Source organism: Pseudomonas sp. (genome assembly GCF_030150285.1).
Classification (GTDB): Bacteria; Pseudomonadota; Gammaproteobacteria; order Pseudomonadales; family Pseudomonadaceae; genus Aquipseudomonas.
The window spans coordinates 55,400-68,889 of sequence record NZ_JASLGE010000037.1 but is presented as its reverse complement, the minus strand read 5'-3'; the positions used below and the strand labels follow the sequence as shown (position 1 = coordinate 68,889).

11 protein-coding genes are annotated in these 13,490 nt (G+C 59.9%); 8 read left to right on the top strand and 3 right to left on the bottom strand.

Annotation, left to right across the window (positions count from 1 at the left end; translation table 11 throughout):
* The first annotated feature begins 102 nt into the window (after positions 1-102).
* From Q1W15_RS08540 to Q1W15_RS08530, 3 genes are all read left to right on the top strand, one after another.
* Positions 103-1,398, top strand: a complete 1,296-nt coding sequence (locus tag Q1W15_RS08540) for a phosphate ABC transporter substrate-binding/OmpA family protein (RefSeq protein WP_300726404.1) — start codon at positions 103-105, stop codon at positions 1,396-1,398.
* Positions 1,399-1,479: 81 nt separating this feature from the next.
* Entirely contained in the window at positions 1,480-1,875 is a 396-nt protein-coding gene (locus Q1W15_RS08535) for a MerR family DNA-binding transcriptional regulator (RefSeq protein ID WP_300726300.1), read from the top strand.
* 63 nt (positions 1,876-1,938) lie between these two features.
* Entirely contained in the window at positions 1,939-2,835 is an 897-nt protein-coding gene (locus tag Q1W15_RS08530) for a hydroxymethylglutaryl-CoA lyase (RefSeq protein WP_300726297.1), read from the top strand.
* Between the two features lie 719 nt (positions 2,836-3,554).
* Here Q1W15_RS08530 and Q1W15_RS08525 read toward each other — a convergent pair.
* The gene (locus Q1W15_RS08525; protein ID WP_300726294.1) at positions 3,555-5,237 is read right to left on the bottom strand and encodes an AMP-binding protein; all 1,683 of its coding nucleotides are present in this window, start codon (positions 5,235-5,237) and stop codon (positions 3,555-3,557) included.
* A gap of 204 nt (positions 5,238-5,441) precedes the next feature.
* Here Q1W15_RS08525 and Q1W15_RS08520 point away from each other — a divergent pair, with 204 nt between their 5' ends.
* From Q1W15_RS08520 to Q1W15_RS08505, 4 genes are all read left to right on the top strand, one after another.
* Positions 5,442-6,605 carry an isovaleryl-CoA dehydrogenase gene (locus Q1W15_RS08520; RefSeq protein ID WP_300726291.1) on the top strand — a complete coding sequence of 388 codons (1,164 nt, stop codon included), beginning with the start codon at positions 5,442-5,444 and terminating at the stop codon, positions 6,603-6,605.
* Positions 6,606-6,757: 152 nt separating this feature from the next.
* Positions 6,758-8,362, top strand: a complete 1,605-nt coding sequence (locus Q1W15_RS08515; RefSeq protein WP_300726289.1) for a carboxyl transferase domain-containing protein — start codon at positions 6,758-6,760, stop codon at positions 8,360-8,362.
* A 41-nt stretch (positions 8,363-8,403) separates the two neighbouring features.
* On the top strand, positions 8,404-9,222 hold the full coding sequence (locus tag Q1W15_RS08510; RefSeq protein ID WP_300726286.1) for a gamma-carboxygeranoyl-CoA hydratase: 819 nt from the start codon (positions 8,404-8,406) through the stop codon (positions 9,220-9,222).
* On the top strand, positions 9,219-11,159 hold the full coding sequence (locus Q1W15_RS08505; RefSeq protein ID WP_300726284.1) for an acetyl/propionyl/methylcrotonyl-CoA carboxylase subunit alpha: 1,941 nt from the start codon (positions 9,219-9,221) through the stop codon (positions 11,157-11,159). The genes Q1W15_RS08510 and Q1W15_RS08505 overlap by 4 nt, the downstream gene beginning before the upstream one ends.
* A gap of 73 nt (positions 11,160-11,232) precedes the next feature.
* On the opposite strand, the gene Q1W15_RS08500 is transcribed toward Q1W15_RS08505, so the two are convergent.
* Complete coding sequence (locus Q1W15_RS08500; protein WP_300726281.1) at positions 11,233-11,898, bottom strand: LexA family transcriptional regulator; 666 nt, start codon at positions 11,896-11,898, stop codon at positions 11,233-11,235.
* A gap of 130 nt (positions 11,899-12,028) precedes the next feature.
* Between Q1W15_RS08500 and Q1W15_RS08495 the strand changes: the two genes are divergently transcribed.
* A complete protein-coding gene (locus Q1W15_RS08495) occupies positions 12,029-12,376 on the top strand; it encodes a DUF3077 domain-containing protein (protein WP_300726278.1) in 348 nt (115 codons plus the stop codon).
* Between the two features lie 51 nt (positions 12,377-12,427).
* Here the strand turns inward: Q1W15_RS08495 and Q1W15_RS08490 are convergent, their stop codons facing one another.
* Positions 12,428-13,480 carry a Glu/Leu/Phe/Val dehydrogenase dimerization domain-containing protein gene (locus Q1W15_RS08490; RefSeq protein WP_300726274.1) on the bottom strand — a complete coding sequence of 351 codons (1,053 nt, stop codon included), beginning with the start codon at positions 13,478-13,480 and terminating at the stop codon, positions 12,428-12,430.
* Positions 13,481-13,490 lie beyond the last annotated feature (10 nt).

The window sequence follows — 13,490 nt, the reverse complement described above, 5'->3', positions numbered from 1 at the left end:
GCGCCGGTCGGCACGGTGCGCTGTCACCGCATTGCAACATTTCTGACTTAAGTTGCAGGCACTTTTATGGCCCCTGGAAGGAGCCCGCTAATGCTGCGCTTTATGTCATTCATGATCGGTTGTGCAATGGCAAGCCTGGCGAACGGGGCAGACTTGCGAATCCAGGGTTCAAACACCATTGGTGCACGCCTGGGCCCGGAACTGGTGCGCGCGATGCTGGCCGAACAGGGCGTACGCGATATTCACAGCCTGGCCGGCAGCGCTCCCAATGAGCAGAGCATTGTGGGCACCTCGGCACAAGGCCGACCGGTTCGCGTCGATGTGTTTGCCCACGGCTCCGGCACCGGGTTCAACGCACTCAAAGCCGGGCACGCCGACCTGGTCGCTTCGTCGCGCCCGATCAAAGACCGCGAACTGGTCGAACTCGAAACCCTGGGCGACCTGAAAAGCCCTGACGCCGAGCAGATCATCGCCATCGACGGGCTGACCATTATTGTGCATCCGGACAACCCCCTCACTCAGCTCACCACCGACCAGCTGGCGCAGGTCTTCAGTGGTCGCGTGACCACCTGGGAGGCGTTGGGGGGTGTTGGCGGGGACATTCATGTGTATGCCCGGGATGACCAGTCCGGCACGTGGGAAACCTTCAAGGAACTGGTGCTGAACCGCGGCGAGTTCCCCCTGAGCCCCGCCACACCGCGGTATGAATCCAGCGAGCAATTATCCGATGCCGTCAGCCACGACCCGCAAGCCATCGGCTTTACCGGCCTGGCCTCCATCCGCGCGGCCAAGGCCGTGGCGATTGTCGACGGCGCGTCGCAACCGATGCTGCCCCTCACTAGCTTGATCGCCACTGAAGATTACCCACTGTCACGGCGTCTCTTCTTTTACCTGCCGCCATCGACGCAAAACCCTTGGGCCCGCGCGCTGATTACCTTTACCCAAAGCGAAAAAGGCCAGGCCATCGTGGCGAACAACGGGTTTGTCGCGCAAAGCGTTCAGGCCCGCCATGTACAGCCGAGCCCGCACATGCCCCAGGCTTACCAGGCGCTGGCCGCACAGGCCCAGCGACTGTCGGTTAACTTTCGGTTTGCAGAAGGCAGCGCCTCACTGGACAACAAGGCTCGCCAGGATCTGGCACGCGTCGTCGACTACCTGAAAGCCAACGGCAAACTCGACCGCCACGTCACGCTGGTGGGGTTCGGGGATGCCAAGGATGACCCCGAGCGGGCCGAGCTGTTGTCCAAATTAAGGGCCATGGCCGTGCGGCGCGAGCTGGTCAAAAACGGCGCGGTCATGCGCGAGATTCGCGGCTGCGGCGGGCAAATGCCGGTGGCAACCAACACCGAGGATGAAGGCCGCCAGAAAAACCGCCGGGTTGAAGTCTGGGTGTACTGAGGCATCATCGCGCGGGCTGCAGCTTGACGTGAACGTCAAGCTGACCGTAGTTTAGGTTCTCGATACCTTCAGAGCCCGCCCATGAGCAGCCAGACGTACAGCATTTCCGACCTTGCCCGCGAGCTCGACATCACCACCCGTGCCATTCGTTTCTATGAAGAACAAGGCTTGCTGGCCCCGGAAAGACGCGGCCAGGAGCGTGTTTATTCGGCGCGTGACAAAGTCAGCCTGAAGCTGATTCTGCGGGGCAAGCGCATTGGCTTCTCGCTTGCCGAATGCCGTGAGTTGATCGAGTTATACGACCCCACCAGCGATAACCAGAAACAACTGAAAAGCATGCTGGCCAAAATTGCCGAACGCCGCGAACAACTGGAGCAGCAGTTGCTGGACATCCAGCAGATGCAACTCGAACTGGATACCGCCGAAGAGCGCTGCCTGCAAGCGCTTGAGCACACGATAAACAACCAGACAGCCTGAGCCCGCAAAGCGCGAGGCACGCTCGCGCCTGCCGGGTCAATCACACACAGACGGTGAACCGCCATGACACTTCCTACCCATGTACGCCTGATTGAAGTCGGCCCGCGCGACGGGCTCCAGAACGAAGCCCAACCGATCAGCGTGGCTGACAAAGTGCAACTGGTTAACACCCTGACGGACGCCGGGCTGAGCTACATCGAAGTCGGCAGCTTTGTCTCGCCCAAATGGGTCCCGCAAATGGCAGGCTCTGGCGACGTGTTTGCGCAAATCAAGCACAAGCCCGGCGTCGTCTACGGTGCCCTCACCCCTAATCTGCGCGGCTTTGAAGATGCGGTGGCTGCGGGTGTGAAGGAAGTCGCGGTCTTCGCTGCCGCCTCACAGGCGTTTTCCCAACGCAATATCAACTGCTCGATCAGCGAGAGCCTGGCGCGTTTTGAACCGATCATGGAAGCCGCCAACAGCCACGGCATCAGCGTGCGCGGCTATGTCTCATGCGTGCTTGGCTGCCCGTATGAAGGCCAGGTCTCGCCGCAACAGGTCGCTGACGTGGCCAAAGAACTGTATGCCATGGGCTGCTATGAAGTGTCGCTGGGCGACACCATCGGCACCGGCACGCCAACAGCCACTCGGGCCCTGTTCGAAGCCGTCACGGCCCATGTGCCACGAGAAAAACTGGCCGGGCACTTCCATGACACCTACGGCCAGGCGCTGGTGAATATTTACGCCAGCCTGCAGGAAGGGATCGCCGTATTTGACAGCTCGGTCGCAGGCTTGGGTGGTTGCCCGTATGCCAAGGGTGCCAGCGGCAATGTGGCCACCGAAGACGTGCTGTACATGCTCAACGGCATGGGCATCGAAACCGGGGTCGATATGGACACCCTGATTCGGGCCGGGCAACACATCTGCAACGTGCTGGGCCGTGCCACCGGGTCACGCGTGGCCAAGGCGCGCTGCGCTTAAAATGTGTGCCTGAGTGTTACCGACACACCCTGCAAACGAGTAACACGGAAACAAACCGGCCCCACGCGGGGTCGGTTTTTTATTGCCTTAATTTTCAAGCCATTGATTTATAAGGGTTTTTAAAAGTTGGCACGGCTTCTGCTATCTCTATGGCATAACAAGAATAAAAACTGCAGCCCCATAATAAAAACAATACGAAACGACTCTGACATAACAAAAACAACACGGCAGAGACGCAGCTAACAGATTTTTTTGGAGAAGGTTTACTTTTCCGAGGAGCCAAAGGCCACCTCGCAACCGGGCAGAGAACAATAAAACTACCTTCAGGTAGCACCCGCACAGGTTGAATCACAGGTTTGATAGCCCGTGATGAAAGTGGATCAGCGCTCAAAAAAATACGTTTGCTCTTGATCCCGGATGGGGATCACCTAAACAGCAACAAAGGGCCACGGTACAAAAACAACAATAGACCGCCCCTCAATAATAAAAAAAGAGCACGCATGACACATTAAAGGGGAGCTTCGGCTCCCCTTTGTCTTGCCTGCCATTTGATCAAGCCCAAGCCAGCCCACCCCCCGCGATCGGCCAGCGTGGTTTAAGGGGCCCTTGGATCAAAAGCCAGATCAAAAGATCACGAGCAAGCTCGTTCCTACAAACGCTGCCATCCGCAGGAGTAGCCGGTCGACGCTCGATTGCTCGCGATCTTTACCCCACCCGCGCTACGGTCGGTCCAGCTCCTGGATGCTAATCTCGCGCATTTTGAATTTCTGGATCTTGCCGGTCACGGTCATGGGAAACGTCTCCACAAACTTGAAGTAACGCGGCGTCTTGAAATGCGCTATGCGCGCCTTGCACCAGGTCTGTAGCTCCAACTCGTTAGCCGAATGCCCCGGGTGAAACTTGATCCAGGCCACGATCTCTTCACCGTATTTGGCATCCGGTATGCCTACGATCTGCACATCCGCGACCGCTGGGTGGGTAAAAAAGAACTCTTCCAGTTCACGCGGGTAAATATTCTCACCACCGCGAATGATCATGTCCTTGTTACGCCCGACGATGCGCACGTACCCCTGCTCATCCATCTGCGCCAGATCGCCGGTGTGCATCCAACCGTCGCCGTCGATGGCCTCGAACGTGGCCTGTGGGTTGCTCCAGTAACCGAGCATTACACTGTAGCCACGGGTGCACAGTTCACCGATCTCGCCACGGGCCACAATGTTGCCTTCGGCGTCAATCAGCTTGCTTTCCAGGTGCGGCTGAGTGCGCCCTACCGTGGTGACGCGCAACTCCAACTCGTCAGCGGGGCCGGTCTGCACCGACACCGGGCTGGTTTCAGTCATGCCATAGGCAATTTGCACCTCACCCATGTGCATTTCACTGATGACCCGCCGCATGATTTCTATGGGGCACGTCGCACCGGCCATGATGCCCGTGCGCAGGGTCGACACGTCAAACTCGGCCCGCTGCGGGTGATCGAGCATAGCGATAAACATGGTCGGCACGCCGTAGAGCCCTGTGGCGCGCTCTTGAGCAACCGCTTGCAGGGTCAAGCCGGGATCGAACGCTTCACCGGGGTAAATCATCGTGGTGCCATGGGTCACACAGCCCAGATTGCCCATCACCATGCCGAAACAGTGGTACAGCGGCACGGGAATGACGAGCCGGTCCTGCGCCGTCAGCCCCAGGCTTTCCCCCACCATATAACCGTTGTTAAGGATGTTGTGATGGCTGAGCGTCGCCCCTTTGGGAAAGCCAGTGGTACCGGAGGTGTACTGAATGTTTACCGGGTGGTCGATGTCCACATCGGCTTGGCCCGCCTGCAGACGGGCATCGGTAACACCCGCCCCCAGCGTAGACAACTGCGCCCACGGAATAAAACCACCCGGCGGCTGTGCATCGAGGCTGATCACCCCGCGCAACTCACTGAAGCGCTCACAGGCCAATTGCCCGGCGGGTTGTGCGCCCAGTTCGGGGATCAGCGCTTGCAACATGGCGTGGTAATCGGAAGTCTTGAAGGCACCCGCGCACACCAGCCACTGGCAGGCCGACTGCTTGAGCACGTACTCCAGCTCCGACAGCCGGTAGGCGGGGTTGATATTCACCAGAATGACGCCAATCTTGGCGCTGGCGAACTGGCTGATAAACCATTCGGCGCAGTTGGGTGCCCACACGCCCATGCGGTCACCGGACTTGAGCCCCAGGGCTAGAAACGCCTTGGCGTGGAGGTCTACCGCCCGGGACAACTGCGCCCACGTGTACCGCTGTCGCTGATGGCACACCACCAGCGCTTCGCCGTCCGGGTAGCGCGCCGCCGTTTGATCGAACGCCTGACCGATGGTCATGGCCAGCAGCGCCTTGTCTTGTGCGCCCTGGCTGTAACTGGGGACTGATTGCGACTTCATGACAACTCCTCTTGTGCTTGTTTTGGGAGCTGAGGACGACGCACACGCTCGCCGCCTCATTCGAAGAACTGTTATTACTCTGGCCTAAGTTGACGTTAACGTAAAGGTCATTGACAGCCTTTGTTCGCAAGTTTACGTTAACGTAAAGCTTACCCCTGGCGACGCGGTAAACGCCCTTAACAAGAACAACGATCAAGGTGCCCCATGAGCTACCCGACACTGAACTTCGCCCTGGGCGAAACCCTCGACATGCTGCGCGACCAGGTGCAGGCGTTCGTTGCCAGCGAACTGGCACCCCGCGCCGCTCAGATCGACAAGGACAACCTGTTTCCAGCCGATATGTGGCGCAAGTTCGGTGACATGGGCTTGCTGGGTATCACCGTGCCAGAGGAATACGGCGGCACAGGGCTGAGTTACCTGGCCCACGTGGTGGCCATGGAAGAAATCAGCCGTGGCTCAGCCTCGGTTGCCCTGTCCTACGGCGCGCATTCCAACCTGTGCGTCAACCAGATCAACCGCAACGGCACCCACGCGCAGAAACTCAACTACCTGCCCAAGCTGATCAGCGGCGAACATGTCGGCGCACTGGCCATGAGCGAGCCCAATGCTGGCTCTGACGTGGTGTCGATGAAGCTGCGCGCTGACAAGCGCGGTGACCACTTTGTGCTCAATGGCAGCAAAACCTGGATCACCAACGGCCCGGACGCCAACACCTACGTGATCTACGCCAAGACCGATATCGAGAAAAACGCCCACGGCATCAGTGCCTTTATCGTCGAGCGCGACTGGAAAGGCTTTAGCCGCAGTACCCATTTCGACAAGCTCGGCATGCGCGGCTCGAACACCTGCGAACTGTTTTTCGACGACGTGCAAGTGCCGCAAGAAAACTTGCTGGGGGGCCTGAACGCCGGCGTAAAAGTACTGATGAGCGGCCTCGACTACGAGCGCGTGGTGCTTTCGGGCGGCCCGACCGGGATCATGCAGGCCTGTATGGACCTGGTGGTGCCGTATATCCATGACCGCAAGCAGTTCGGCCAGAGCATCGGCGAATTCCAGCTGATCCAGGGCAAAGTCGCTGACATGTACACCCAGTTGAATGCCAGCCGCGCCTACCTGTACGCGGTGGCCGCGGCCTGCGAACGCGGCGAAACCACCCGCAAGGATGCCGCAGGCGTGATCCTGTACAGCGCCGAACGCGCCACGCAAATGGCTCTGGACGCGATTCAGATTCTGGGCGGCAACGGCTACATCAATGAATTCCCGGCGGGCCGCCTGCTGCGTGACGCCAAGTTGTATGAAATTGGGGCGGGCACCAGTGAAATCCGGCGAATGCTGATCGGTCGCGAACTCTTTAACGAGACGAAATGAATTTCGTCAGTTGTTAAGAATAAGTTCCAAGCTGCACGTTTCAAGCTGCAAGCAAGTGCATGAGTCTCTCGGTCTCTCGGTCTCTCGTTCTTTGCTTGTCGCTTGTCGCTGAGCGCTTAGCGCTTGTCTTACAAACTTTCTGGAACAAAACCATGATTTTGAAGACGACGATCAACCCGCGTTCGGCCGACTTCGGCACCAACCGCCAGGCCATGCTCAAACAGGTCGAAGCCCTGCGCACCCTGCTCAGCGAGGTGCAGCAAGGCGGCGGGGCCAAAGCACAGGAACGCCACACCTCCCGTGGCAAACTACTGCCCCGTGAGCGCATTGACCGCCTGCTTGACAGCGGTTCACCGTTCCTGGAACTCAGTCAGCTCGCCGCCTATGGCGTGTACGGCGAAGACGTTCCGGCCGCCGGGATCATCGCCGGTATCGGCCGGGTCGAAGGCGTGGAGTGCATGATTGTGGCCAACGACGCCACCGTCAAAGGGGGGTCGTACTACCCGCTGACCGTCAAAAAACACCTGCGCGCGCAAACCATCGCCGAGCAAAACCGCCTGCCGTGCATCTACCTGGTGGATTCGGGGGGGGCCAACTTGCCACGCCAGGACGAAGTGTTCCCGGACCGTGAACACTTCGGGCGCATCTTCTTCAACCAGGCCAACATGAGCGCGGCAGGTATCCCGCAAATCGCGGTGGTCATGGGCTCGTGCACAGCGGGTGGGGCCTATGTGCCGGCCATGGCCGATGAAGCGATCATGGTGCGCCAGCAAGCAACCATTTTTCTCGCGGGCCCGCCGCTGGTCAAGGCCGCCACCGGCGAGGTGGTCAGCGCTGAAGATCTGGGCGGTGCCGATGTGCATTGCAAGGTCTCGGGCGTGGCCGACCATTACGCCGACAACGATGAACACGCCCTGGCCTTGGCCCGGCGCAGTGTGGCGAACCTCAACTGGCGCAAACAGGGCCAGTTGCAACAACGTGCCCCCCACGCACCGCTGTACAGCAGCGATGAGCTGTACGGCATCATTCCGGCCGATGCCAAACAGCCATTCGATGTACGCGAAGTGATTGCCCGGCTGGTGGATGGCTCGGTCTTCGACGAGTTCAAAGCGCTGTTCGGCACCACGCTGGTGTGCGGTTTCGCTCACTTGCACGGCTACCCAGTGGCGATTCTGGCCAACAACGGGATTCTATTCGCTGAGGCTGCGCAAAAAGGCGCGCACTTTATCGAACTGGCGTGCCAACGCGGCATTCCCTTGGTGTTCCTGCAAAACATCACCGGTTTTATGGTGGGGCAAAAGTACGAGGCTGGCGGCATCGCCAAACACGGGGCCAAGCTGGTCACGGCCGTGGCCTGCGCCCAGGTACCGAAGTTCACCGTGATCATCGGTGGCAGTTTCGGGGCCGGTAACTACGGCATGTGCGGACGGGCCTATGACCCGCGTTTTTTATGGATGTGGCCGAATGCCCGTATCGGTGTGATGGGCGCGGAGCAAGCGGCAGGCGTGCTGGTGCAAGTCAAGCGCGAGCAGGCCGAACGCAATGGCACCCCCTTCACGGCGCAGGAAGAAGCCGGCATCAAACAGCCGATTCTTGACCAGTACGAGCAACAGGGCCACCCCTACTACTCCAGCGCCCGCTTGTGGGACGACGGCGTGATCGACCCGGCACACACCCGCGAAGTATTGGCCCTGGGCCTATCGGCGGCCTTGAACGCCCCGATCAACGCCACCCGCTACGGTGTGTTTCGGATGTAATCCGCCATTTTTTACGTACAGCCACTTCAGGACTGACGGACATGATTGATTTCAACACCCTCGAACTGCACACCGACCCCCGGGGCTTTGCCACCCTGTGGTTGAGTCGCGAGCAAAAGAACAACGCTTTTAATGCCGAAATGATCCGCGAGCTGATCCTCGCCCTGCACGCGGTGCAAGGTGATTCCAGGCTGCGCTTTCTGGTCCTGCGCGGGCGCGGCAAGCATTTCAGTGCAGGAGCCGATCTGGCCTGGATGCAGCAATCGGCCGAGCTCGACTATCAAACCAACCTCGATGACGCGCGGCACCTGGCCGAGTTGATGTACAACCTGGCCAAACTGAAAATTCCGACCCTGGCGGTGGTGCAAGGTGCGGCCTACGGCGGTGCGCTCGGGCTCATCAGCGCCTGCGACATGGCCATCGGCACCGACGATGCGCAGTTTTGCCTGTCGGAAGTACGCATCGGCCTCGCACCGGCCGTGATCAGCCCGTTTGTGGTGCAAGCCATTGGCGAGCGTGCCACCCGCCGTTATGCCCTCACCGCCGAACGCTTCAGTGGTGAGCGCGCCCGTGAATTGGGGCTGATAGCAGAGTGCTACCCGCTGGCCGACCTGGAAACCCAGGTGAACCGCTGGGTCGATAACCTGCTGCTGAACAGCCCTCAGGCCATGCGCGCCTCCAAAGACCTGTTACGTGAAGTCAGCCACGGTGCCCCCACCCCAGCCATTCGCCGTTACTGCGAAAATGCCATTGCCCGGATTCGGGTCAGCGCCGAAGGTCAGGAAGGCTTGCGTGCTTTCCTGAACAAACGCCCCCCCAGTTGGCAAGCCGACCCTCAGCTTCAGGAGCCCCGCTCATGAGCGCCCGTCCTATCACCACCCTATTGGTGGCCAACCGCGGTGAAATTGCCTGCCGCGTCATGCGTACCGCCAAGGCCCTGGGCCTGCAGACCGTCGCCGTTCACAGCGCCACTGACCGCGAGGCGCGGCATTGCCGCGAGGCTGATATCTGCGTCGACCTGGGCGGCAGCAAGGCGGCCGACAGTTACTTGCACATTGACAAGTTGATTGCCGCCGCCAAGGCCAGCGGCGCGCAAGCCATCCACCCCGGCTACGGATTTTTGTCTGAAAACGCCAGTTTTGCCCGCGCCATCGAAGCGGCCGGTCTGGTCTTTCTCGGCCCGCCCGCCTCGGCCATAGATGCCATGGGCAGCAAATCTGCCGCCAAGGCCTTGATGGAAGTGGCAGGTGTGCCCCTGGTGCCGGGCTATCACGGCGAAGCCCAGGACCTGGAGACCTTCCGCGTGGCCGCTGAGCGCATCGGCTACCCGGTGCTGCTCAAGGCTACGGCAGGCGGTGGCGGCAAAGGCATGAAAGTGGTGGAAGACGTCAGCCAACTGGCCGAAGCGTTGGCCTCGGCACAGCGCGAAGCGTTGTCGTCATTTGGCGATGCGCGGATGCTCGTCGAAAAGTACGTGCTCAAACCGCGCCACGTTGAGATCCAGGTGTTCGCAGACCAACACGGCAATTGCCTGTACCTCAATGAGCGTGATTGCTCGATCCAGCGTCGCCATCAAAAAGTCGTTGAAGAAGCACCGGCCCCGGGCTTGAGCCTCGAACAGCGCCAGGCCATGGGCGAATCCGCCGTGCGCGCAGCACAGGCCATTGGGTATGTGGGCGCTGGCACGGTCGAATTCCTGCTGGATGCGCGTGGCGAGTTCTTCTTTATGGAGATGAACACCCGCTTGCAAGTGGAACACCCCGTCACAGAAGCCATCACCGGGCTGGACCTGGTGGACTGGCAAATCCGCGTCGCCCGTGGCGAAGCGCTGCCAATCAGCCAGGCGCAAGTCCCTTTGCACGGCCACGCCATTGAAGTGCGTTTATATGCCGAAGACCCGGACCAAGATTTCCTCCCGCAAACCGGGCGTCTTGAGGTGTACCGCGAGTCGGCTGCCGGGCCGGGACGTCGTGTTGACAGCGGGGTGAGCGAAGGCGACGAGGTCTCGCCGTTTTACGACCCGATGCTTGGCAAACTGATTGCTTGGGGCGAAGACCGCGAGCAGGCCCGTTTGCGGCTGCTGGCCATGCTCAACGAGTTCGCCATCGGCGGCTTGAAAACCAACCTCGCCTTTTTACGCCGCATCGTCGGCCACCCGGCCTTCGCCGCGGCAGAACTGGACACCGGTTTTATCCCACGCCATCAGGAGCAATTACTGCCATCGGCGCAGCCTTTGCCTACGCAATTCTGGGCGGCTGCAGCAGAAGCATTTCGACAAAGCGAGACGCCACGGGTACGCGAAGATGACCGGGCCTCACCGTGGGCCACCCAAGACGGCTTTCGCTGCGGCTTGCCCCCGAGCACGTTGCTGGTCTTGTGCTGCGAAGGCGAACAACAGGTCATCCACATGGGCGAGTCCTCGGCCACCTTGCGCGATGAACAGTTATTGATTGAGCAGGACGGCGTGCGCCGCCAGCACCTGGCCTTGCTCCGTGCAGACACGCTGTACCTGCGTTGGGACGGTGAGTTGCACAGCGTGAAGCGCCATGACCCGATTGCTGCCGCCAGTGCCGGCCACGCCCCGCAGGGCGGGTTGAGCGCGCCCATGAACGGCAGCATCGTGCGCGTCCTGGTCGAAGTTGGCCAAGCCGTTGAGGCGGGTACTCAGTTGGTGGTGCTGGAAGCCATGAAGATGGAACACAGCCTGCGCGCACCCCACGACGGCGTGATCAAAGCGTTGCTCTGCCTGGAAGGTGAGATGGTCAGCGAAGGCACCGTGTTAATCGAACTGGAGTAAACCCTCGCCACACAAAAAGGCGAAGTCCGTTACCGGGCTTCGCCTTTTTTATTGACGTGCACAACGCGCGTAATTAGAACTTCGCGGTAGCTTGTACCACGACCCCGATCAACCGGCAGTGCTCATCGAACAGCCGCGTTGGGTACGTTGGGTTGAGCGGTTTGAGGTAACGCTGGCCGCTCTCTTCGATCAACTGGCGGAAGGTCACTTCATCGGAGTCCGGCGTGCTGGTGATCACCATCTTGCCCGGCACAGGCTCAATGTCCGGGTCCACCAGAATCATCATCCCACGGGAAACACTCATGCCCACCGGGGCCGTCATGGCATCGCCGGTAACTTGCAGCCAAAAGGCCGCGCCCTTGGTGTAATGATCACTGACTTCATAGACCGTGCCGGGCTGAGGGCCCGCCTCACGCACTTGCTCATGCACACGCCCTGCCCGCGACCAGTCACTGACCGGGTAACGGTAGGCAGAGGTAATATCATAGGTAAAGGCGTCATCGGCATCGGCCGACTCGTCAGCCATTGCACTGCGCTCGCGAATGACCAGAGCGACTTCAAGGTGCTCTAGCCCAAGGGCTTGCAGCACTTTGTTCATCGTCTCCAGATCCGGCTGGCGGCGTTTATTGAGCCAATGCCCGACACCGCCCTGGGAGGCCCCCACGCGCTCGGCTAGCTTTTCTTGCGTGAGGTTGAGCTCGCGCAATTTGATTCTGACTAAAGCGATCCATTTATCCATCTGCAGAACAATACGGACTGGGCGAGATGCAACAATACACATTCCGTATTATTTTAATAACAACCAACAATACAAACAGTACTAATCTTTGGCGAGCTGATCCGATTAATCTTTGAATCGCAGGTAAATCATGACGCCCATCCCCCCAATCCCTACCGATATCATCAGCGACACCGATCTTGAAGCCCTTAAAGACAACCTCGCAACCCAACGTGCGCTTGATTATTATTTGAAACCTTCTGTTACTTCACGCGCACTGGAAGATCAGTTATTCGTCGTTCGTAATGGCCTGAGCCAGGAAGAAGCCATGGTGCATGCCTCCGACCTGCTGCGATGTGCCATTGCCAGCGGGCAGGAGTCTGCCGAAAGCTTGCAGGGCAAGCAGCGCGACCTGGCCTTCAGCGTGGTGTACATCATGGAGATGGCCAAGAGCTTGGTTGACCGAGCCTTGGATGTGCAGGAACTGCCCGCGCATTGATCGCCAACCCGCGCGGGCGAGCTTCTGAAACAGCCCGCCCGCGCCAGGTCGTCAGCCGTTCAGTCGTTCCTGAGCGAGGCTGTCCGCAATACGCGTGGTATTCAGGTTCTGCGCCTTGGCTCTCAGAAAGATCTGACGCAGTGTTTCGCCAATGCCCTCTACGTGTTGGCGCACTTGCTCTGGCGTACCACCGTTGTACTCGTAAGACACATCAATAATGCCGCCCGCGTTAATGGCGTAGTCCGGCGCATGGAGGCAGCCCCGACGCCATAGTTCGTCGGCATGAGCGGGCGCGGCCAACTGGTTATTGGCCGCGCCGGCAATCACCGGTGCCCGTAGTAACTGCAAGGTCTGGTCATTGATGATGGCTCCCATCGCACAGGGCGCGAATACATCGACATCCAGCCCGTAAATGTCCTGGGCACTCACCGCATGAGCCCCCAGTTCATCCACGGCACGCCGCACATTGGCTTCCTGAATATCGTGTACCCACAACTCGGCCCCGGCAGCCTTCAACTGCTGTGCAAGGTTATAGCCGACTTGCCCCAGGCCCTGAACGGCAACGCGCAGGCCCGTCAGGTCGGCACGGCCCAAGCGCTGCAGCACCGCCTCGCGCAAGCCGATAAACACACCCAGGGCGGTTGCAGGGGACGGGTCGCCACTGCGCGTGCCGCCGCCAATGTCATCACGTACGCCGGCCCCGACGACATGACGCGTGCACTGGCCCATCAGGGCCATCTCGGCAACACCCGTGCCGGAATCTGCTGCCGTGATGTAGCGCCCACCCAGGCTGTCTACAAAACGGCCCATTGCCTGGAACAGCGCCTCACTCTTGTCTTTGCGCGGGTCCGCAATGATGACCGCCTTACCCCCCCCGAGTGGCAACCCCGCCAGCGCCGACTTGTAGGTCATGCCACGGGACAAGCGCAGCACATCGTTGAGCGCTTGCTGTTCGTCAGCATAAGGCCACATGCGACAGCCCCCCAAGGAGGGCCCCAACCGAGTGTTATGCACGGCGATGATGGCCTTGAGGCCGCTGGCTTTATCATGGCAAAACATGACCTGTTCGTGCTGGTCAAATTCCGGATGAGTAAAAATCGGCATTCAGGTTCTC

Coding starts and splice junctions, on each gene's coding strand:
- Q1W15_RS08540 (WP_300726404.1), top strand. CDS start 103: ATGTCATTCATGATCGGTTGTGCAATGGCAAGCCTGGCGAACGGGGCA.
- Q1W15_RS08515 (WP_300726289.1), top strand. CDS start 6,758: ATGATTTTGAAGACGACGATCAACCCGCGTTCGGCCGACTTCGGCACC.
- Q1W15_RS08535 (WP_300726300.1), top strand. CDS start 1,480: ATGAGCAGCCAGACGTACAGCATTTCCGACCTTGCCCGCGAGCTCGAC.
- Q1W15_RS08520 (WP_300726291.1), top strand. CDS start 5,442: ATGAGCTACCCGACACTGAACTTCGCCCTGGGCGAAACCCTCGACATG.
- Q1W15_RS08530 (WP_300726297.1), top strand. CDS start 1,939: ATGACACTTCCTACCCATGTACGCCTGATTGAAGTCGGCCCGCGCGAC.
- Q1W15_RS08510 (WP_300726286.1), top strand. CDS start 8,404: ATGATTGATTTCAACACCCTCGAACTGCACACCGACCCCCGGGGCTTT.
- Q1W15_RS08525 (WP_300726294.1), bottom strand. CDS start 5,237: ATGAAGTCGCAATCAGTCCCCAGTTACAGCCAGGGCGCACAAGACAAG.
- Q1W15_RS08495 (WP_300726278.1), top strand. CDS start 12,029: ATGACGCCCATCCCCCCAATCCCTACCGATATCATCAGCGACACCGAT.
- Q1W15_RS08490 (WP_300726274.1), bottom strand. CDS start 13,480: ATGCCGATTTTTACTCATCCGGAATTTGACCAGCACGAACAGGTCATG.
- Q1W15_RS08500 (WP_300726281.1), bottom strand. CDS start 11,898: ATGGATAAATGGATCGCTTTAGTCAGAATCAAATTGCGCGAGCTCAAC.
- Q1W15_RS08505 (WP_300726284.1), top strand. CDS start 9,219: ATGAGCGCCCGTCCTATCACCACCCTATTGGTGGCCAACCGCGGTGAA.